Source organism: Alginatibacterium sediminis (assembly GCF_003610775.1).
In the GTDB taxonomy this organism is placed as follows: domain Bacteria; phylum Pseudomonadota; class Gammaproteobacteria; order Enterobacterales; family Celerinatantimonadaceae; genus Alginatibacterium; species Alginatibacterium sediminis.
The window spans coordinates 1,116,731-1,137,520 of sequence record NZ_RAQO01000004.1 but is presented as its reverse complement, the minus strand read 5'-3'; the positions used below and the strand labels follow the sequence as shown (position 1 = coordinate 1,137,520).

Below are 20,790 nucleotides of genomic sequence, written 5' to 3'. Positions count from 1 at the left end.
GCAGGCGTAAGTACTCTATTCAATAAATTGGCTTGCAGGATAACAAGAGCGAGGATGAGAGGCAATCAAGCTGAATTGCCTCTCAAAGCACCTTGTTAACGTTTAGAGCTGAGTAGCGGCTTTCATCGCTTGGGTGAATGCTTTTAGCTCGCTGAGCATTTGTTCCGGCAGCTCTAGGTTCGACTCAATAATTTTAACCACGGCCGAGCCAGAGATCGCACCTGCAGCACCGGCGCTAATGGCTTGTGCTACTTGTTCGGGGCTTGATATACCGAAGCCTAACAGCGCTGGCGCAGCTTGATGGCGATTCAAATTGTCCAGTAATTGCGATATAGGTTTTCCGGCTTTGGTTTCAGTACCTGTGACGCCTGCTCGACTTAAGAGGTAGGTGTAGCCTTGCGTATATTGTGCAACTTGGGCTAAGCAGTCTTCGTCAGCGTTAGGTGGTGCAATGAATATACAGTCAATGTTATTGCGTTTGGCTGCTTCACGAAACGGCAACGATTCACTTAACGGCACATCAGCTACCAATACGGAGTCAACACCAGCAGCAGCTAAGCGCTGATAGAATGCGTCAATGCCGTTACTAAACACTAGATTGGCATAGAGAAGTAAGCCAATTGGAATATCTGGATACTTAGCCCTAATACTAGTGAGCATCTCTATGCACGTGTCTGGACTCACGTTTGAGTCAAGAGCCCGAATATTTGCCCCTTGAATCGTTGGACCATCAGCAACTGGATCTGAGAATGGAAATCCTAGTTCCAAGGCATCGGCGCCGCCTTCTATTAGCGAATCGATGACAGCAAGGCTTTGGCCTGGATTAGGGTCACCTAAAGTCACGAATGGCACGAACGCACCTTGGTTTTTAGCTTTAAGTGATGCAAAAAGTGTTTCATAACGCTGAGCCATTAGAGAGTTCCTCGCTGTTCAAATATTTCCGCAACGGTGAAGATGTCTTTATCACCACGGCCACTCAAGTTAACAATGAAAATCTGTTCTTTTTCAGGTTCCGCTTTTGCTAATTTAATTGCATAAGCGAGAGCGTGCGCTGATTCAAGTGCCGGCAGAATACCTTCGTTACGGGTAAGGTCGCTAAAGGCTTCTAGTGCTTCATCATCAGTAACCGAGACGTATTCTGCTCGGCCTGTAGCATTTAGGTGCGCATGCTGTGGCCCAACTGATGGAAAATCTAAGCCTGCAGACACACTGTATGACTCTTCAATTTGCCCGTGTTGGTCTTGCATAATCATAGAGCGCATGCCGAAAAACATACCTTCGCGACCATGCTTTAACGGCGCGCCATGTTGTGGAGTATCAATACCTTTGCCTGCGGGTTCTACGCCGATTAAACGTACCCCTTCTTCAGGAATAAAATCATTGAACATGCCAATGGCGTTCGAACCGCCACCGACGCATGCAATTACGGCATCAGGTAATTTTCCTTCGCTTTTCAGAATCTGTTGTTTGGCTTCTTCACCAATCATTTTTTGAAATTCGCGAACAATGGTTGGGAAAGGATGAGGCCCAGCTGCTGTACCAAGTAAGTAGTGGCTAGTGTCATAGCTGGCAGCCCAATCGCGCAGTGCTTCATTACAGGCATCTTTGAGCGTTGAGCTACCCGAATGTACTGGAATAACTTCTGCGCCCATTAACTGCATGCGAAATAGATTTGGTTTTTGGCGTTCGCAATCTTTAGCACCCATATACACCCGGCATTTAAGCCCCAGTAGTGCACATGCTAGCGCTGTGGCTACGCCATGTTGACCAGCTCCAGTTTCGGCTATGATTTCTTTCTTGCCCATGCGTTTAGCAAGCAAGGCTTGGCCTAATACTTGGTTGGTTTTGTGCGCGCCACCATGCAGTAAATCTTCACGCTTGAGGTAAATTTTGGTTTTGGTGCCCGTCGTGATATTGCGACATAAAGTTAATGGTGTTGGGCGGCCCGCATACTCCTCTAACAAACCGGAAAATTCGCTTTGGAATTCAGGGTCGTCTAGGGCTTCAATGAACGCCTCTTCAAGTTCGTCCAATGCAGGGATCAATATTTGCGGAACAAAGCGGCCGCCAAATTGACCAAAATAAGGGTTTAGTTTGGACATAGTATTAACTCTCTTTTTTCAATTCTGAATAAGGGTAAGCGCGGAGTGTGGTGAAAGCCTGCTTGATTAAGTCGGTGTCTTTGATTCCAGGGCTGGTTTCCAATCCAGAATTCAAGTCCAATCCGTAACAGGCTTGGGCTAGGGCCAGCTCAATGTTACTAGGGTTTAGTCCACCGGCTAGCATGGCCTCGGGATATTTGTGATTGATAAGTTGCCAATCAAAGACTTGGCCCGTACCACCGCTTTGCGAGCCTACTTTTGCATCAAGTAATATGCGGTCAATACCTTTTGGTGCCGTTGGAACACTATCGTTAACACCTAGTGCCTTCCAAATTTCGATGGATGTGGAAGCCGGTAGAGCGGTACGTAAGCTTTCAATATATGTTGCGTCTTCACTGCCATGCAATTGAACAGCACTCAACCCTAGTTCAATAGCATAGCTAGCTACTTGGTCAACTGGTGCGTTAACAAACACCCCAACAAATTTAAGAGCAGCTTCGCTGACCAAAAGCTTAGCCTGCTCGAAGCTAACACATCGGGGGGATTTTTCTGCGAAAATAAGCCCGCCGTACACACTCCCGGCAGCATATACAGCGTGAACATCTTCGGCCCGGGTTAAACCGCAAACTTTATTGTTACCTAGAATGAGCTGACGACAGGCCATGTCTATATCGGCTTGTGCCATAATCGAACTACCCACCAAAAAGCCGTTGGCAAACTGACTAATGTCCATCACTTGCTGATGGGTATGAATGCCTGACTCCGAAATCACAATTCTATCGCTCGGGATCATACTTGAGAGCTGTTCGGTTCGTTCTAGGCTAATACTTAGGTCACGAAGGTTGCGGTTGTTTATCCCAATAACCTTCGCGTTTAGAGCAATAGCGCGTTCGCATTCTAGCGGGTTACTAACCTCGGTTAACACACCAAGATTAAGTTCTGCTGCAAGCTTGGATAATTCTTGATATTGCTTATCGTCGAGAACAGACAACATCAGTAATATAGCGTCAGCATTGGAATAGCGGGCCAAATAAACCTGATAAGGGTCTATCATGAAATCTTTACAAAGTATCGGTTGGCTTACTTGCTGGCGAACCTGATTGATGTAAGCAAAATCACCTTGGAAATACTTACTTTCGGTTAGCACTGATATTGCGCTCGCCCAGTTTTTGTAGGCTGATGAAATGATATCAAGATCAAATTCATCGCGTATTAGGCCTTTTGAAGGGGATGCTTTCTTACACTCCAAAATGAAATGGGTTTTATCGCCTGATAAAGCCGCGTAAAAATCCCGGTCGCTAGGCTCTATCTTTGAGATAAAACTGTCTAATGGTTGCTTTTGTTGTTGGGCTTCTAGCCAAATACGTCTATCTGCAACAATTTGGTCAAGTATAGTGCCGGTACTACTAGACATTACTAAGCTCCGCTAATTTTTGGGCTAATTGATAAGGGCGAGTTGAGCGCATCTCTTGCATGGCTAATTCAGCACCTTGTTTTAAAGAATCTGCTTTACCACTGAGCCACAACAAGGACGCAACATTGGCGGCGACGGCGCTCATTTGCGCATCGGTGGCTTCACCTTTTAACAGTTGGTCGGTGATAACGCGGTTTTCTTGAGGGCTACCACCTTTAATATCGCTTAAACTGTATTGCTCAAAACCAAAATCTGAGGGTTCAAGGTCTAAAGACTCTAGCTGGCCATTTTCGATCTTAATCATTTGAGTTTTGCCATGCAGGCAAACTTCGTCTAAGCCAGACCCATGCACGATTAAGGCCTTTTGCATACCAAGTTCTATCAGTGTTTCGGCTATTGGGCGCAGTAAGTTAGCACTGTAAACGCCCATAACCATCATGCTTGGATGAGCAGGATTGATTAGCGGTCCAAGCACATTAAAAATAGTGCGTGTTTTTAAGGTGGTACGAACGGGCATCGCATGGCGAATACCACTGTGGTATTGGGGAGCGAATAGAAAACACAAGCCTATTTCGTCTAAACAACGGCGAGCTGTTTGAGGGCTCATTTCAATATTTATACCCATTTGAGCGAGTAAGTCTGATGAGCCACTAGCACTAGATACGCTTCTATTACCGTGTTTAGCTACTTTAATCCCTAGACTGGCAGCAACAAAAGCCGAGGTCGTTGAAATATTGATGGTGTTATGGCCATCGCCCCCGGTGCCAACAATATCGGCAAATTCATAGTCTGGACTAGGAAACGCAAGCGCATTCTCAAGTAGTGCTTTTGCCGCACCAGCTATTTCACTCGGCTTTTCGCCATTAATTTTTAGTGCTGTGAGCACAGAAGATAAGATTAAGGGGTCAACTTCTCCGTTGACTACCTTGGCAAAAAACTCGCGGCTTTGCTCCATATCCATAGCTTCGCCACGATAGAGTTGTTCCAATAGAGTTTGCATCGTTTAGCTTCCTTGTAATCGGTTATTTGGCAGCGAAATTGCCGGTTTGACTGGCCCATTCTAAACTTTGAGCCAAGAGTTTAGCGCCTTGCGTACTTAAAATCGATTCCGGATGAAATTGTAAGCCCAATACCCGGTCCGATTCATTAATCACAGCCATCGGCATACCTTGATAATGGGCATTGACTCGCAGCTGACTCGGAACTTGCGTGGCGACTAAGGAATGATAACGGGCAATTGGCAGCGGATGGCTTAACCCATTAAACATAAGTTCTTGATCATGTTCGATGGCGCTGGCTTTGCCGTGTACGATCTCAGAAGCGCGACCAACATGACCGCCGTAACTTTGTACTAAGGCCTGATGCCCTAAGCAAATGCCTAAAATGGGAAATTTTCCACGGCACATCTCAATTAGTGCTAATAAACAGCCGGCTTGTTCTGGATTGCCTGGCCCCGGGCTCAATACCAATACCGTATTTGAACCCGCTTGTTGTAGATGAGTGTAAATTTCTTGCGCTGCAATGCTATTTCGATAGATGGCAACAGAAGCCCCTAAGCAGCGGAACTGATCAACTAAGTTATAGGTGAACGAATCAAAGTTATCGAGCAATACAATATTTAGATTAGACACGTGTAATTTCCTTCAACGAACTGCCATGGGCTAGGGCAACGGCATTTAGTACAGCAGCGGCTTTGCTGCGGGTTTCATCGGCTTCAGCTTGTGCAATCGAGTCATAAACAACACCGGCACCTGCTTGCACGTGGGCCACCCCATTTTGTACAAAGGCACTTCGAATAACGATGCAGGTATCCATATCCCCATGGCCATTTAGGTAGCCAACAGCGCCGCCATAACTGCCGCGCCGTTTTCCTTCGATCTCTCTAATCAACTCTGTGGCGCGAATTTTTGGAGCGCCGGTTAAAGTACCCATGTTCATACACGCTTGATACGCATGCAGCGCATCTAAGTCTGCACGCAAGGTTCCAACAACGCGGCTAACGAGGTGCATTACGTGAGAATAGCGATCTACTTGGAGTAAGTCAGCCACGTGTCGACTTCCTGGCTCACTGATTTTAGCCACATCATTACGCGCTAAATCAACCAACATGATATGTTCTGCAGTTTCTTTTTTGTCTAAACGCAACTCTAATTCAAGCCGCCCGTCCAAGTCTTTATTGATGCTACCATCGGCATTAAAACCGCGAGGGCGTGTCCCTGCAATTGGGTAAATTTCGACGTCTTTAGTATCTTGCGTGAACTTAATTGAACTCTCGGGACTTGCGCCAAACAATACGAAATCTGGGTCACGTAGGAAAAACATATAAGGACTAGGATTGGTTATTCGTAAATGATGGTAGGCAATTATCGGGTCACTGCAATCAATAGAGAAACTGCGTGAAGGAACGACTTGGAATATGTCGCCGCGTCGAATGGCATCTTTCAACGTTTCTACTTGCTGGCAGAACTTTTCATCGCTGATATCTACATTAAGTCGAGGAGGCTGCTGGCTGTCAATTTGAGTGACCAGTGGACTTGGGTTTTCGCATAACAAGGCCAGTTCATCGAGGCGCGTTTGCATTGTTGATAAGGCCTCATTGCTGCCGCCAAAACAGCAACCGATAAGTTCACTTTGCTGTTGTTGATGATCAATGAGTAGCAAACTTTCGCAAACGTAGTATTGGTAATCAGGACAACTATTGGTGCTGTCACTAACCTGTTCTAAGTGCTCGAAGCTGGCGATGAAGTCATAGGCAAAAACGCCGCCGAGGAACAAACCATTAGGATGTTGGCTATGCGGACCAAAGACCTCAATAACCCGTCGAAGAGCATTAATTGGAGAGCTATCTTTTAAACGGCTATCTTCATCAATACTGGGGTCTGGATGCGGATAACTTAAACAAAGCGTTTGCTTCGTTGATTGGCTGATCAGCGGCGCTGGAAAATATGGAGCGATCTGCTCAATAAATGCCAATCCATTGTCACTTAAGGCACTAAACTCAACCTCGCGGCCGCTACAGCTGATTTTCACAGCAGCATCAATCAGCATTAAGCTTTTAAGGTTTTCTTTACTATTGATTTCAGCAGACTCAAGCAAAATGCTGTGCTGAGTATGTGAGTGAAGTTGCTGATATAACGCTAGTGGGTCGCTTAAGTAGGGGGCGGACCGTACGGCATTATTAATAATCAATTTCTGCTGCATATTCATCTCGTATTGGTATTTACAAATTAAACTAAAAAAAAAGCCCGCTGCTGCGGGCTTTTTTCAAGGTATCTAGATAGACACGACAAAACACTCCCACTGAATTATGTAGAGTGCCACCACCAAATGTTGTTAAAGCGCGTTGCGCTTTGCTGTGTGATAAAAGTCATGTGCTCACCTTCAAATTTTGTTAAAGTAAATTAACTCTAAAATGTTGCTTGATGCAAGCATTATCTGAAGAAATAAATTAAGAAATAAATTGCGAATAGACCTCCATAGCCATACCAAAGCCAGCGATGGCGCATTAACACCGCAAGAACTCATCATTCGGGCGCATAATATGCAGCTGGATATTTTTGCTATCACCGATCACGATACCACTGCCGGTCTCGGGCTTGCACATGCGCAAAACTCGGGTCACGCAATGCGACTAATCAACGGGGTAGAGATTTCTTGTGCCTGGCATGCCTTTGATATTCACGTTGTAGGACTAAATGTTGATATTGAACAGGCCGAGTTTCAAGCTCAGCTTAGCGAACAGCGAGAGAAACGCGATATTCGCGCTCAAGAAATGGGTAAACGTTTAGCCAAAGCTGGCATTGAGGGTATATACGAAGCGGCTAAAGCGCGAGCAGGAGAGGGGTCGCTAACACGTGCTCATTTTGCTCAAGAGCTAGTGCATCGAGGACATGCGGATAACTTTCAGAAAGTTTTTGATAAGTTTTTAAGCCGTGGCAATACTGGCTACGTTCCCAACCAGTGGATGACGATCCCAGAAGCTATTACATGCATTCAAGCAGCGGGCGGCGTGGCGGTATTGGCGCATCCCAACCATTATCAACTGTCAAACAAATGGTTACGAAAACTGGTCGCTGAGTTTGCTAGTGCTGGAGGCAACGCCGTTGAAATCGGCTTGCCGCAATTTCCCCGTGATAAACAACACTGGATGGCTGATTTAGTTAATGAACATGGCCTATATGCGTCCTTGGGGAGTGACTTTCACCAAGTGTCACGTTGGCGCGAGCTCGGCAGAGGCTATGCATTGCCTGAACAAAGTAAAAGCGTGATGGAACTATTAGCCAACTAAGCTAAACAGCCAGAGCTTTTTCCTAATACATTGATAAGCTACACTTAAATTATTCCAATTCCGCGTTGTGAACGCTGAGAGAAACGATCATGAGTCAGTTTTTTTATATTCACCCCGATACACCTCAGCAACGTCTTTTAAAACAGTCGGTTGCTATCATCGAAAAAGGTGGCGTTATTGTTTATCCCACCGATTCAGGCTACGCCTTAGGTTGTGCCATTGGTAATAAGTCTGCAATGGATAAAATCATCCAAATCAGGCAGTTAGGGAAAGACCATAATTTTACCCTGATGTGTAAGGACTTAACTGAGCTTTCGGTATTTGCACGAGTGGAGAACAATGCCTTTCGTCTGATCAGAAATCACAGCCCTGGGCCATATACGTTTATCCTGAAAGGAACGAAAGAAGTACCGAAACGTCTACTTAACCCGAAACGTAAAACGATAGGCCTGCGGGTACCTGATAACCGTATTGCTTTAGCCTTGCTCGAAGAACTTGGAGCACCGCTGATGTCGGTTAGTCTTATTTTCCCTGATGACGATACTGCCGAGTCTGATCCTGAACTTATTCGTGATCGCTTAGAGCGCCAAGTTGATTTAATTATTAATGGTGGCATTTTACCGGAGCAATTAACCTCAATTATTGATTTCTCGGAAGGCGACGTGAATATATTGCGTCATGGCATCGGTAACACCGAAGCCTTTGAATAGTGAAACCTACTTCGAACGCCAAACCAAAGCCAAGCTTCGCTAAGGTTGATGGAGAGTCTTGGAGCGATACGCCCAAAGACCTGTTCATCCCACCGGAAGCTCTGCTGGTTTATTTAAAGCGTTTTGAGGGGCCTTTAGACCTGCTGCTCTATCTTATTAGAAAGCGAAAACTAACCATAGACGTATTGGCGATTTCTCAAATAACTGCCCAGTACTTAAATTACATCCATGCCATGCAAGAGATGGATATGGACTTAGCCGCTGAATACCTGTTGATGGCAGCCCTACTGACCCAAATTAAGTCTAATTCACTGCTGCCTAAGTTGGCTGAAATTGAACAAGATCCCGAAGAAATCCAACTTAACTTGATACGTCAACTTCAAGCATATGAGTTGTATAAAAAGGCCGCTGAAGATTTAGACGGTGTTGCACGTGTTGAACGCGACTGGTTTACCGCAAGTCTAGAGTTTGTGCAAAATGATGTGGATGAACAGCAAAGCCAAGTATTAGACATACAACGTTTAAGTCAGTGCATGCAATCGATACTGCAACGCCTAGATCACCAACAGCACCATCAAATTAAAGCCGAAACTTTTTCTATTCGACGTAAAATGGATTACGTCTTATCACGCTTAGACCAAGAACCGAGTCTTAGTTTTGAACAACTATTGTTGCTAGATGAAGGTCGAATGGGAGTTATCGTCACTTTTATTTCGATATTAGAGCTTCTTAAACTGCGCAAAGTGAGCTGTTGCCATGCGAGCAACCCGAGTACCGGTTCGCAATTACTTCTACAGTTGCTAGGAGCGCCGCATGCCCAACAACGTGCTTAATCTGGTTGAGGCTGCATTATTTGTTGCACAAAAGCCGTTGACGATTAAGACCCTGCAACAAACCATCCTTGCTGAAAAAAACTTCAGCAGTTTGGAAGTAAAGGCAATTTTGGACCAACTAGCTGTTCGTTATCATGACAGCGGCGTAGAGTTATGCGAGATCAAACGTGGTTTTGAATTTCGAGCCCGTCAACAGTATTCCAATGATTTAGCGAAATTGTGGCCTCAGCGTAAAACCAAGTTGAGTAAGGCGGTGCTTGAAACCTTGACCATCATTGCCTATCGCGGTCCGATTACTCGCGCTGAAATTGAAGCCATACGCGGGGTCGCAGTGGCATCAAGTGTGATTCAAGCGCTGCTCGACAAACAATGGTTAGTCAAAGCGGGTGAGAAAGAAATCCCAGGTAAACCGACACTTTGGAAGACGAGCAGCGTATTTTTAGATGATTTTGGATTGAAGTCTTTGCAAGAGCTTCCTACTTTGGATGCAGATTTACTTGCTAAATTGGATAAAGACTTTCAGACTTAGCCCGCGTTTGATTTGGCAGCGCGAAATAGAGAAAGCGAAATGAGTGAAAAACTGCAAAAAGTTTTGGCTCGCAGCGGCAAAGGCTCGCGGCGAGAAATGGAAACTTACATCGATTCCGGTCGAGTGTTAGTTAATGGCAAAGTTGCAAAACTTGGCGATCGCGTAGAAGAATCAGATGTTATTCGACTTGATGGGCACTCGGTTGATACCAGTGCACAGGCATTTTGTCGGGTTCTTATCTATAACAAAGACGAGGGTGAAATCTGTACTCGTCAAGATCCTGAAGGGCGTCCTACTGTATTTGATAGGTTACCTCCGCTTAAAGTTGGACGTTGGGTTGCTGTAGGCCGCCTCGATATCAACACTTCAGGCTTGATGTTATTCACAACCGACGGCGAGCTGGCTAACCGCTTAATGCACCCGCGTTTTGAAATTGAACGTGAGTACGCGGTTCGAGTATTTGGTGAAGTGAGCGACAAAAACATTCAAAATCTTCGCCAAGGTGTTGAGCTTGAAGATGGTAAAGCAAATTTTACTAAAATCATGAAACAACCGGGTGAAGGGATTAACCACTGGTATCACGTCACCTTGAACGAAGGCCGTAATCGAGAGGTTAGACGTCTATGGGAGTCTCAAGACTGCCAAGTTTCGCGCTTGATCCGTGTCCGATATGGAAAAATGGCGCTGCCTAAAGCCCTACCGCGCAGTGGCTGGCAAGACCTAGGCCTTGAAGACGTCAATTACTTACTGAATTTAGTTCAGCTTCCCGAAGAAACCCAGTCGATTGTTAAAGTTGGCGAGAAAACGCGTGTCAATCGGGCCCGGATCCGCAAGTCGGTACGTAAACACCGAATGCACCAACAAAAAGCTGCAACGACTCGTCGTCGTCGCTAAAGAGTAAGACAGAGTCGACAAAAACGGGTTCAAGCGCAGGTTTTTTGCAATTACCTACCTTGATTGACTCGAAATATGATGGTGGCAAGGCTATACTGTCGCGCTTTGACAGGCCGCCGCCTTCATTTATTTATAGTTAGGGCCTTGAATTTGATTTAAACGCCCTTATTTAACTTTTTATTGTTATTGAATCAGCTGCGGCTGAAATAGTTCCGAGGTTTAAAAAAATGCAAGTTTCATTAGAAACAACTCAGGGTTTAGAGCGCCGTATGGCGATTGCGATAGACGCAGCAAAAATTGATAGCGAAGTTAAAAGCCGCTTGACTCAAATGGCTAAAACACAGCGCATGGACGGTTTTCGTCCAGGTAAAGTGCCAGTAACTGTTATTCAAAAGCGTTTTGGCGCAGCTGTTGCTCAAGATGTTATGGGCGAACTTATGCAACGTAACTTTTACGAAGCATTGGTACAAGAAAAGCTAAACCCAGCTGGTGCTCCAAGCTTTGAAGCTGGCGAGACTAGCGAAGGTTCTTTTAACTTCACCGCTACTTTTGAAGTATTCCCAGAAGTTGAAATCCAAAACCTCGAGAAAATCGAAGTTGAAGAAAAAGTTGCAACAGTTGGCGATGCTGACGTTGACACCATGATTGAAACCTTGCGTAAGCAACAAGCGAACTGGGTAGAAACTGACGCTGTTATCGCTGATGAGCACAAAGTAAACATGGACTTTTTAGGTAAAGTTGATGGCGAAGAATTCGAAGGCGGTAAAGCTGAAGGATTTGATCTTCAAATTGGTGCTGGTCGTATGATCCCAGGCTTCGAAGATGGTGTGATTGGTAAAAAAGCTGGTGATGAATTCACAATTGAAGTGAACTTCCCAGAAGATTACCATGCTGAAAACCTTAAAGGTAAAGCTGCATCTTTCGACATCAAAGTGAATAAAGTAGAAGCGCCAGAGCTTCCAGAAATCACAGCCGACTTCGTTAAGAAATTTGGTGTTGAAACAGGCGAGCTTGACGGTCTTAAAGCTGAAATCCGTAAGAACATGGAACGCGAGCTTGCGCAAAACCTGAAAAATGCTTTGAAAGAGCAAGTACTTGCAGGCCTTCTTGAGCAAAACGAAATTGAAGTGCCAAAAGCACTAGTTTCTCAAGAAACTGAGCAACTACGTCAACAAGCTCTACAACGTTTTGGTGGCGATGCCGCTAACGCACCAACTCTTCCTGATGAGTTGTTCACTGACCAAGCAGAGCGCCGTGTTAAAATCGGATTACTACTTGGTGAAGTGATTAAAACTAGCGAACTAAACGTAGATGACGAAAAAGTTAAAGCTCACATCTCTAGCATGGCTTCAGCATACGAAGATCCAACTGAAGTTGTTGAGTACTACGCGAAAAACGAAGAAATGATGAACAATGTTCGAAATGTTGTTCTTGAAGAACAAGCGATTGAATTTATCGCAGAAAAAGCACAAGTCACTAAAGTTGACGTTGCTTTTGATGAGATCATGAACAATCAAGGCGCATAATACTAACTTCGTTTGACTTAAACGAAGCGTTAGCGCATATAATGGCTCGTGTGACTTCGATTCATACGAGCCATTTTTTTTAAGGAAAATTGAACTGATGTTAAAAGATGTATCGCCAATTATTACCGATCCTCTAGCAGCGTTAGTCCCAATGGTAGTCGAACAGACTGCAAAGGGAGAGCGTTCTTACGATATCTACTCTCGACTACTCAAGGAACATGTCATCTTTTTAACCGGTCAGGTTGAAGATCACATGGCGAACTTGATTGTCGCGCAGCTGCTTTTCTTAGAGTCAGAAAATCCAGAAAAAGACATCTTCTTATATATTAATTCTCCAGGCGGATCGATCAGCGCTGGGATGGCAATCTATGACACGATGCAATTTATCAAGCCTAATGTAAGCACGGTTTGCATGGGTATGGCTGCAAGTATGGGAGCCTTCTTACTGGCCGCCGGCGAGAAAGGTAAACGTTATTGCTTACCTAACTCAAAAGTTATGATTCACCAGCCTTTAGGCGGATTTCAGGGACAAGCGTCTGATATTGAAATCCATGCTAATGAGATTATTAAAACGAAACGTCGCATGAACGAAATGTTAGCGATGCATACGGGTCAAGAATACGACAAAATCGCACTTGATACCGATCGTGATAATTATATGAGTGCTGACGAAGCTGTAGCTTATGGCATCGTTGACGATGTACTAGCGCAACGACCATAGACTGTAGCATGCATATAAAAATTGGGTTTTCTACGCGAGCTGTCTTACAATTGAGGGATAGCTGCTAAACCGCAGAAGATCCGAAGAACAAAAGAGGTAAACGAATGACTGATAAGCGCAAGGGCGAAGGCGACAGCGGCAAACTGTTGTACTGTTCGTTTTGCGGCAAAAGCCAACATGAGGTTCGTAAACTCATTGCTGGGCCGTCGGTTTATATCTGCGATGAATGTGTTGAGCTTTGTAACGACATCATTCGTGAAGAAATAAAAGAAATTTCGCCGAAAAAAGGCGGGGATGCTTTACCTGTTCCTCGTGAAATACGTAGTCATCTCGATGAGTACGTTATCGGACAAGACCATGCCAAGAAAGTGCTAGCGGTAGCGGTTTATAACCATTACAAGCGTCTACGCAATGGCGACAAAGTTGAAGGCATTGAGCTAGGTAAAAGTAACATCCTATTAATCGGTCCTACAGGTTCAGGTAAAACTTTACTAGCTGAAACCTTAGCGCGTTTGCTGGATGTTCCTTTCACGATGGCCGATGCAACGACCTTAACTGAAGCCGGTTATGTGGGTGAGGATGTTGAAAACATCATCCAGAAACTACTTCAGAAATGTGATTACGACGTAGAGAAAGCCCAACGAGGTATTGTCTACATCGATGAAATTGACAAAATTTCTCGCAAGTCTGATAACCCAAGTATTACTCGAGACGTTAGTGGTGAAGGTGTTCAACAAGCACTTCTAAAACTAATTGAAGGCACGGTTGCTTCAGTACCACCGCAAGGTGGGCGTAAGCACCCTCAGCAAGAGTTTTTGCAAGTTGATACCTCTAAAATCTTATTTATCTGTGGTGGAGCATTTGCGGGACTCGATAAAGTGATTGAGCAACGCGCCGCGACTGGCACAGGTATTGGTTTCAATGCTGATGTGAAAAGTGAGAAAGACAAAACCTCATTGTCCGCGACTTTTGCAAAGGTTGAGCCCGAAGATTTGGTAAAATATGGCTTAATCCCCGAGTTTATTGGCCGTTTGCCAGTAGTAGCGACATTGACTGAACTTGACGACAAAGCGCTTATTCAAATATTGAGTGAGCCTAAGAACGCCTTAACCAAACAGTATGGTGCTTTGTTTAAACTTGAAGATGTAGAACTTGAGTTTAGAGAAGATGCTTTACGTGCGATTGCAACTAAAGCAATGGAACGTAAAACAGGTGCTCGTGGTCTTCGTTCAATTGTTGAAGCGGTACTACTTGATACCATGTATGATCTGCCATCAATGGAAAATGTAAGCAAAGTTGTAATTGATGACACGGTTATTGTTGGCGAAAGCGATCCGATTTTGATTTATAGCAGCGAGAATCAAGCCGCATCCTCCGAGTAGGGTGAGCTAAGATCTTAAAACCACGTTTGGCTTTGCGGCGAAACGTGGTTTTTTTGTTTAAATAACCAGCACTCGCGGTTTTATTTTGGGTTTTCACTCAAAAACGAATTGAATCTGCCGCTTTAATCCCAATATATTTTTGATAGATAAAAAAGCCAAATTCGGGTGAAGGGAAGTTTATGAGCCAGCAGCAAACCGAAAGTATTGAGATTCCAGTATTACCGTTACGTGATGTAGTGGTATATCCGCATATGGTTATTCCATTGTTTGTCGGACGTGAAAAGTCGATTCGCTGTCTAGAAGCAGCAATGGAGCAAGAAAAACAAGTGCTATTAGTTGCCCAAAAAGACGCTGGCAACGATGATCCGACCATAGAAGATGTATATGAAGTAGGTACGGTTGCCAACATCCTACAGTTGCTAAAGCTTCCTGATGGAACCGTTAAAGTATTGGTTGAAGGTAGCCAGCGCGCCAAAATTGAGTCGATGCATGATGAGCGAGAGTTTTTTGTCGCTAAAGCACAGTTAATCGAAAGCAATGATGTCGAAGACAAAGAGCTAGAAGTACTGGTACGTACTGCTATCTCTCAGTTCGAAGGCTACATTAAGCTTAACAAAAAAATCCCACCGGAAGTTTTAACCTCGTTGTCTGGGATTGAAGATGCGTCTCGCCTCGCTGATACCATGGCTGCACATATGCCAATCAAGCTTGATGACAAACAAGAAGTGCTTGAACTAGCAGGAACAGTCGAGCGTCTTGAATACCTCATGGCAATGATGGAGTCTGAGATAGACATCTTGCACGTGGAGAAGAAAATCCGCGGGCGAGTCAAAAAGCAGATGGAAAAAAGCCAGCGCGAGTACTATTTGAATGAGCAAATGAAAGCTATTCAAAAAGAACTCGGTGAAATGGAAGATGGACAAGACGAGTTTGAAGTCTTAGCTCAAAAAATTATCGACGCTAAGATGCCTGAAGAAGCTCGAATCAAAACTGAGGCAGAGTTAAATAAGCTCAAAATGATGTCACCGATGTCAGCTGAAGCCACCGTCGTACGAGGATATGTGGATTGGATGCTTGGTGTACCTTGGGTTAAGCGCTCGAAGGTCAAACGGGATTTAGCCAAAGCTGAGGAAGTCCTTAATCAAGACCACTATGGCTTGGATAAAGTAAAAGAACGCATTCTTGAGTATTTAGCCGTACAAAGCCGTGTCAATAAGTTGAAAGGACCCATCTTGTGTTTGGTAGGGCCTCCTGGTGTGGGTAAAACCTCGTTGGGTCAATCGATTGCAAAATCTACTGGACGCAAATACGTTCGTATGGCGCTTGGCGGCGTGCGTGACGAAGCTGAAATTCGTGGACACCGTCGAACCTATATTGGTTCCATGCCGGGTAAATTGATTCAGAAAATGTCTAAAGTTGGGGTAAAAAACCCGCTATTCCTACTCGATGAAATAGACAAAATGTCTTCGGATATGCGCGGCGACCCAGCATCTGCATTATTGGAAGTCTTAGATCCAGAACAAAACAATAGCTTTAATGACCATTATTTAGAAGTTGATTATGACCTCAGTGATGTCATGTTTGTCGCTACCTCTAATTCAATGGACATACCCGGTCCACTATTAGACCGGATGGAAGTCATACGTCTTTCTGGTTATACCGAAGACGAGAAGCTAAACATTGCAAAACAGCATTTGCTAGCCAAGCAAATTAAGCGAAATGGTCTTAAAGCGCATGAAATCGAAATTGACGATAGTGCTCTTTTAGGTATTATCCGTCATTACACCCGAGAAGCGGGGGTTCGGAGTCTAGAGCGTGATATTTCGAAATTGTGCCGTAAAGCGGTAAAAGAAATTTTACTCAACAAAGACACCAAACATGTAGCAATTAATCTTGCTAACCTCAAAGATTATCTTGGGGTTCAACGCTTTGATTACGGTAAAGCTGACGAAAACAACCGTATTGGCATGGTTACCGGTTTGGCTTGGACTTCGGTTGGCGGAGAGTTGCTCACCATTGAAACTGCATCGGTTGCCGGTAAAGGTAAATTCAATTTTACCGGTTCGCTAGGTGATGTCATGAAAGAGTCCATTCAAGCGGCGATGACAGTGGTTCGCTCACGTACTGACAAACTTCGTATTGCAGAAGACTTTTACGAAAAACGTGATATTCATGTTCACGTACCTGAAGGGGCAACACCAAAAGATGGTCCAAGTGCCGGTATTGGTATGTGTACTGCGTTGGTTTCAAGTTTGACTGGAAATCCGGTTAAGGCTGAAGTTGCGATGACGGGCGAAATAACTTTGCGTGGTGAAGTACTTCCAATAGGTGGTTTAAAAGAGAAATTACTTGCAGCGCATCGTGGTGGCATCAAAACCGTGATTATCCCTAAAGATAATGAGCGAGATTTGGAGGAGATTCCTGCAAATGTGATTGGTGATTTAAGCATCAAACCAGTGCAGTGGATCGACGAAGTGCTTGAAATTGCACTTGAACATCCACCAGAAGCCTTCAGCATTGATGCAAAAGTTTGAAACAACCCTAAATGTGAACAATAGTGCCAAATAGTACTTGCCAGCTCTGCCCGCTAACTATAGCCTAGGGGCTGGTATAATACCGCTTACTGGTAGTTAATACGCCTTACCTTATAATGGATGTGAAAGGTGAGTATCAGTAAAAGATAATAAAGAAGCACTTTAAGTGTCGTTACAATTTTCGAGGCACATTAAGTAGCTTCGACAAAAGGACAAGAGGATATAATTGTGAATAAAGCGCAACTCGTTGATAAAATTGCGGAGCAAGCAGACATTTCAAAAGCAGCAGCGACTCGTGCCCTTGATGGGTTCATCGATGCAATTTCAGACACACTCAAAGCGGGTGATACTGTTTCATTGGTTGGCTTCGGCTCTTTCTTGGTTCGTGAGCGTTCAGCACGTACTGGCCGCAACCCGCAAACTGGCGCAGAAATCCAAATCGCCGCAGCGAAAGTACCTGCATTTAAAGCCGGTAAAGCACTTAAAGATGCTGTTAACGACTAAGTCGTTGTGTACCGAAGTTTATTAGGTACCAGAAAGCGCATCTTTGATGCGCTTTTTTACTGTTAGAGTATTTGTAGTTTTTAGGATTATAGGTTAACAAACATGTTGGAAAAGCTCCGCGAAGGCAGTCAAGGCCCTCTCGCCAAAATCATATTGGCATTGATTATTTTGTCGTTCGCTCTAGCCGGGATAGGTAGCTACATCGCAGCGCCTACAGCGCAAATTGCGGCAACAGTTAATGGTGAAGACATTAGCCAAGCTGAGTTTGATCAAGCCTATCAAAATCAGCGCTCTCAAATGGAAGAGCAATACGGCGATCGTTTTGCCCAGTTAGCCGCTACCCCAGGGTATATCGAAGAATTACGTCGCAATGTTCTAGACCAACTGATTGATCGACGATTGATCGACCAAAAAGTAGAGAGCCTAGGTTTAAGAGTCAGCGATGATCAGGTGCGCTTTGAAATCAGAAATATGCCTGAATTTAGTGTTGATGGTCAGTTTGATAATGACCGCTACCTCGCTTTGCTTTATCGCGCAAATATGAGTGTTGATCAATTCCGCGAATCTGTCCGTGCTGATCTTACGCGAGCTCAACTTCAAATTGCGTTATTCAGCAGTGACTTTGCTTTGCCTATTGAAACGAAGCTTCTCACCGACATTCAACAGCAAAAGCGTGACTTTGATTTTGTTCGGGTTAGTGCTGCCGATTTTACTAGCACCGCTGAGCCTAGTGATGAGCAATTACAAAGCTATTACAACGATAACCTTAACTTTTTCCAGACCGATGAAAGTGTTGATATCGAATACATCAACCTAGCCCTTAATGATGTTCTAGCTGATATAGAAGTTAACGAAGCAGACATCGAAAATTATTACCGCGAAAATCAAAATCAATTTGCGCGTAGTGCTGAAATCAAAGTTGCGCATATTCTAGTTGCTGAAGAAGACACGGCACTGGCACTTGAAACACGTTTACAAGCTGGTGAAGATTTTGCTGAACTCGCTAAAACCGAAAGTGATGACAGCTTTAGTGGAGAAAATGGTGGTGAGTTAGATTGGTTCGAGCCTGGTGTTATGGACGAACAGTTTGAAACCGCAGCCTTTGCATTGAACGATGCTGGACAAATTTCTGGCGTTGTTAAAAGTGAATTTGGTTACCACTTGATAAAGCTTATCGAAAAACGTGAAAGTACTGTCGCTGATCTTGAGACCGTTCGTGAGCAAATTCAGTTAAGCTTAGCGCAAGAGCTTGCCTTGAATAAATTTTATGAAGTGAGCCAACGCTTAGGCGAAGTATCGTTTGAACTACCAGATGGTTTAGCAGACGTAGCCACTGAGTTAGGTCTTGAAGTGAAAACCATTGAAGGCTTAAGTCGTAACAATGCTCCGGAGCATTTAGCTCATAACGCAGTTTTAAGCGTGGCCTTTGACATTGATGTTATTGAAGAGCAGTTAAACTCAGACCTGATTCAAGTTGGGGATGATCAAAGTGTGGTATTGCGTGTCACTGCTCATCAGCGAGCAGGGGCAAAAGACTTTGATGAAGTTAAGGACTTAGTACAACAAGCGGTTATTTCACAAATCGCTGCTGAAAAAGCTGCCGAATTGGCTGCTAGCCTAGAGCAGTCTTGGAAAGCTGGCGATGATATTAGCGACCTTCTTGCTGAAAATGTCTTGAGTATTGAGTTTGCGACTGAACTTGAACGTCAAAACGATCGCATTGAACCAAGCTTAACCCAAGCTGCGTTTACCATGCCTAAGCCAAGTGATGGTAAACCAAGCTTTAGTACCACTGAACTATTCAATGGCGACAGCGTGGTTATTCAACTTAAAAATGTTAGTACCGACGGTGAAGTTGACGAATTGCTACAACGTAGTTTTGCCGGTCGTTTAACGCAAATACAAAACGAAGGTAGTTATGCAGCCTTGTTGCAAAGTCTTCGTGCGAAAAGCGAAATTGAGTACACCACTAGAGGCAATACTGAGAGTTAATAGTGCTTTGCCTTTAATGTAAAAAACGCTCCTTTTAGGGGCGTTTTTTTTACTTATACCATTCCTACTAATTAGTTGGTCGTCATTCGTCGTATATAGAATTGCTTAGATCAAGGAAAAAAGCGCAGTTACTAGTTGACCTAATGACAAGATTTTTGACGCTGATATAAGTGATTATAATCGACTAGGCTGATTAAAAAATTAGTGGGACTGGTATTAAAATTTCACAAATCTACCAGCTGCAGTACTCGCCGCAACGAAAGGCAAGGGCTGGGGCTGATTGGATAAACCGTGTAGGATTAAGTCTCATTAAAGTAGTTTGGTGAAAGGACTTTGTTTTGAAAATTGCAATACTCGATGATTATCAGGATGTCGTAAGAGATTTGGCGTGTTTTAGTTTGTTAAGCGAACATAATACCACCGTTCTAAGCCAAACGTACACCGAGCAAGCGTTGATAGCCCAACTTAAAGATGTAGAGGCCTTAGTGTTGATACGTGAACGTACCACGATTAGTGAATCCATGCTGGCTGCGCTTCCTCGTCTAAAGCTTATAAGTCAAACCGGAAAAATCAGTCAGCACATCGATCCTAAACTCTGTCAAAAGTACGGTGTAGATGTAGCCGAAGGTATAGGCTCGCCGGTCGCACCAGCGGAACTATGCTGGGCCTTGATCATGGCGGCCTCTCGCAACCTTGTTAGTTACGCCTCAAAGCTTCAGAGTGGGCTTTGGCAGCAAACTCATGACCTTGGTTTAGGTAGGAGCTTAAATGGGCTTACAATGGGAATATGGGGCTATGGCAAAATCGGTCAGCGGATTGCTAACTACGCTAAAGCCTTTGGCATGCAGGTCATGGTTTGGGGAAGTGAGCGTTCTCGACAGCAAGCAGTTACGGATGGTTTTAAAGCAGCTCAATCCAAGACCGAGTTTTTTTGCCAATCTGATGTGCTAAGTATGCACCTACGTTTAAACGAGGTGACCGAATTTTGTGTACAACGCACGGACTTAGCTATGATGAAAGCTGACGCCTTATTTGTGAATACCAGTCGTGCAGAGTTAGTTGAGCCAGGAGCTTTATTTGAGGTTTTGTCTGACAGCCCAAGTAAACGTGCCGCGCTGGATGTCTACCAAAATGAGCCTGCTATGCTAAGTAATGAGCCCTTGCTTGGCTTACCTAACGTACTGGCCTTGCCACACCTTGGTTATGTGGAAACCAACAGCTACGAGTTGTATTTCAAAAAAGCCTTCGAAAATGTACTTGCCTATGCACAGGGAAAGCCACAGAACCTGATTGAGAGTCTATAAATTAGTTTTTGCCGCTGGTTTGGATACGACAAATACTACAAAGGGACAAGTTATCAC

General features: G+C 44.4%; 18 protein-coding genes. 12 read left to right on the top strand and 6 right to left on the bottom strand.

The window, feature by feature from the left end:
* Positions 1–102 precede the first annotated feature (102 nt).
* Genes trpA through DBZ36_RS08150 form a run of 6 tightly spaced genes read right to left on the bottom strand, consistent with a single transcriptional unit; the run spans position 103 to position 6,717 of the window.
* Positions 103–912 (bottom strand): tryptophan synthase subunit alpha, encoded by an 810-nt coding sequence (gene trpA / locus DBZ36_RS08175; RefSeq protein WP_120354409.1) that lies wholly within the window; start codon positions 910–912, stop codon positions 103–105.
* Positions 912–2,102, bottom strand: a complete 1,191-nt coding sequence (trpB, locus tag DBZ36_RS08170; protein ID WP_120354408.1) for a tryptophan synthase subunit beta — start codon at positions 2,100–2,102, stop codon at positions 912–914. Before trpB ends, trpA begins: the two co-directional genes overlap by 1 nt.
* A 4-nt stretch (positions 2,103–2,106) precedes the next feature.
* Complete coding sequence (trpCF, locus tag DBZ36_RS08165; RefSeq protein ID WP_120354407.1) at positions 2,107–3,516, bottom strand: bifunctional indole-3-glycerol-phosphate synthase TrpC/phosphoribosylanthranilate isomerase TrpF; 1,410 nt, start codon at positions 3,514–3,516, stop codon at positions 2,107–2,109.
* Complete coding sequence (gene trpD / locus DBZ36_RS08160) at positions 3,509–4,516, bottom strand: anthranilate phosphoribosyltransferase (protein WP_120354406.1); 1,008 nt, start codon at positions 4,514–4,516, stop codon at positions 3,509–3,511. Before trpD ends, trpCF begins: the two co-directional genes overlap by 8 nt.
* A 22-nt stretch (positions 4,517–4,538) precedes the next feature.
* Positions 4,539–5,147: an aminodeoxychorismate/anthranilate synthase component II gene (locus DBZ36_RS08155; protein ID WP_120354405.1), complete on the bottom strand. Its 609-nt coding sequence runs from the start codon at positions 5,145–5,147 to the stop codon at positions 4,539–4,541.
* Positions 5,140–6,717, bottom strand: coding sequence for an anthranilate synthase component 1 (locus tag DBZ36_RS08150; protein ID WP_120354404.1), 1,578 nt, complete (start codon positions 6,715–6,717; stop codon positions 5,140–5,142). Before DBZ36_RS08150 ends, DBZ36_RS08155 begins: the two co-directional genes overlap by 8 nt.
* 259 nt (positions 6,718–6,976) lie before the next feature.
* On the opposite strand from DBZ36_RS08150, the gene DBZ36_RS08145 reads away from it, so the two are divergent.
* The 12 genes from DBZ36_RS08145 (at position 6,977) to DBZ36_RS08090 (ending at position 20,733) form a co-directional block, all read left to right on the top strand.
* The gene (locus DBZ36_RS08145; protein ID WP_120354403.1) at positions 6,977–7,804 is read left to right on the top strand and encodes a PHP domain-containing protein; all 828 of its coding nucleotides are present in this window, start codon (positions 6,977–6,979) and stop codon (positions 7,802–7,804) included.
* An 89-nt stretch (positions 7,805–7,893) separates the two neighbouring features.
* Positions 7,894–8,514 (top strand): L-threonylcarbamoyladenylate synthase, encoded by a 621-nt coding sequence (locus DBZ36_RS08140; RefSeq protein WP_120354402.1) that lies wholly within the window; start codon positions 7,894–7,896, stop codon positions 8,512–8,514.
* The gene (locus DBZ36_RS08135; protein ID WP_158589050.1) at positions 8,514–9,347 is read left to right on the top strand and encodes a segregation and condensation protein A; all 834 of its coding nucleotides are present in this window, start codon (positions 8,514–8,516) and stop codon (positions 9,345–9,347) included. The genes DBZ36_RS08140 and DBZ36_RS08135 overlap by 1 nt, the downstream gene beginning before the upstream one ends.
* Positions 9,328–9,876 carry an SMC-Scp complex subunit ScpB gene (gene scpB, locus DBZ36_RS08130; RefSeq protein WP_120354400.1) on the top strand — a complete coding sequence of 183 codons (549 nt, stop codon included), beginning with the start codon at positions 9,328–9,330 and terminating at the stop codon, positions 9,874–9,876. Before DBZ36_RS08135 ends, scpB begins: the two co-directional genes overlap by 20 nt.
* 39 nt (positions 9,877–9,915) lie before the next feature.
* Positions 9,916–10,770, top strand: a complete 855-nt coding sequence (gene rluB / locus DBZ36_RS08125; RefSeq protein WP_120354399.1) for a 23S rRNA pseudouridine(2605) synthase RluB — start codon at positions 9,916–9,918, stop codon at positions 10,768–10,770.
* A 227-nt stretch (positions 10,771–10,997) separates the two neighbouring features.
* Positions 10,998–12,296 (top strand): trigger factor, encoded by a 1,299-nt coding sequence (gene tig, locus DBZ36_RS08120; RefSeq protein ID WP_120354398.1) that lies wholly within the window; start codon positions 10,998–11,000, stop codon positions 12,294–12,296.
* Positions 12,297–12,393: 97 nt separating this feature from the next.
* Positions 12,394–13,017, top strand: a complete 624-nt coding sequence (gene clpP / locus DBZ36_RS08115) for an ATP-dependent Clp endopeptidase proteolytic subunit ClpP (protein WP_120354397.1) — start codon at positions 12,394–12,396, stop codon at positions 13,015–13,017.
* A gap of 104 nt (positions 13,018–13,121) precedes the next feature.
* Positions 13,122–14,399: an ATP-dependent protease ATP-binding subunit ClpX gene (gene clpX, locus DBZ36_RS08110; protein ID WP_120354396.1), complete on the top strand. Its 1,278-nt coding sequence runs from the start codon at positions 13,122–13,124 to the stop codon at positions 14,397–14,399.
* A 179-nt stretch (positions 14,400–14,578) separates the two neighbouring features.
* A complete protein-coding gene (lon, locus tag DBZ36_RS08105) occupies positions 14,579–16,933 on the top strand; it encodes an endopeptidase La (protein WP_120354395.1) in 2,355 nt (784 codons plus the stop codon).
* A gap of 228 nt (positions 16,934–17,161) precedes the next feature.
* Positions 17,162–17,437 carry an HU family DNA-binding protein gene (locus tag DBZ36_RS08100; protein WP_120354394.1) on the top strand — a complete coding sequence of 92 codons (276 nt, stop codon included), beginning with the start codon at positions 17,162–17,164 and terminating at the stop codon, positions 17,435–17,437.
* Between the two features lie 102 nt (positions 17,438–17,539).
* Positions 17,540–19,429 (top strand): SurA N-terminal domain-containing protein, encoded by a 1,890-nt coding sequence (locus tag DBZ36_RS08095; protein ID WP_120354393.1) that lies wholly within the window; start codon positions 17,540–17,542, stop codon positions 19,427–19,429.
* A 338-nt stretch (positions 19,430–19,767) separates the two neighbouring features.
* Positions 19,768–20,733 (top strand): D-2-hydroxyacid dehydrogenase family protein, encoded by a 966-nt coding sequence (locus tag DBZ36_RS08090; RefSeq protein ID WP_120354392.1) that lies wholly within the window; start codon positions 19,768–19,770, stop codon positions 20,731–20,733.
* Positions 20,734–20,790 lie beyond the last annotated feature (57 nt).

Bases quoted from the DNA above. Each gene is read 5' to 3' on its own strand.
- trpA (WP_120354409.1), bottom strand. From the start codon at position 912: ATGGCTCAGCGTTATGAAACACTTTTTGCATCACTTAAAGCTAAAAAC.
- trpB (WP_120354408.1), bottom strand. From the start codon at position 2,102: ATGTCCAAACTAAACCCTTATTTTGGTCAATTTGGCGGCCGCTTTGTT.
- trpCF (WP_120354407.1), bottom strand. From the start codon at position 3,516: ATGTCTAGTAGTACCGGCACTATACTTGACCAAATTGTTGCAGATAGA.
- trpD (WP_120354406.1), bottom strand. From the start codon at position 4,516: ATGCAAACTCTATTGGAACAACTCTATCGTGGCGAAGCTATGGATATG.
- DBZ36_RS08150 (WP_120354404.1), bottom strand. From the start codon at position 6,717: ATGCAGCAGAAATTGATTATTAATAATGCCGTACGGTCCGCCCCCTAC.
- DBZ36_RS08140 (WP_120354402.1), top strand. From the start codon at position 7,894: ATGAGTCAGTTTTTTTATATTCACCCCGATACACCTCAGCAACGTCTT.
- scpB (WP_120354400.1), top strand. From the start codon at position 9,328: ATGCCCAACAACGTGCTTAATCTGGTTGAGGCTGCATTATTTGTTGCA.
- rluB (WP_120354399.1), top strand. From the start codon at position 9,916: ATGAGTGAAAAACTGCAAAAAGTTTTGGCTCGCAGCGGCAAAGGCTCG.
- tig (WP_120354398.1), top strand. From the start codon at position 10,998: ATGCAAGTTTCATTAGAAACAACTCAGGGTTTAGAGCGCCGTATGGCG.
- clpP (WP_120354397.1), top strand. From the start codon at position 12,394: ATGTTAAAAGATGTATCGCCAATTATTACCGATCCTCTAGCAGCGTTA.
- clpX (WP_120354396.1), top strand. From the start codon at position 13,122: ATGACTGATAAGCGCAAGGGCGAAGGCGACAGCGGCAAACTGTTGTAC.
- lon (WP_120354395.1), top strand. From the start codon at position 14,579: ATGAGCCAGCAGCAAACCGAAAGTATTGAGATTCCAGTATTACCGTTA.
- DBZ36_RS08095 (WP_120354393.1), top strand. From the start codon at position 17,540: ATGTTGGAAAAGCTCCGCGAAGGCAGTCAAGGCCCTCTCGCCAAAATC.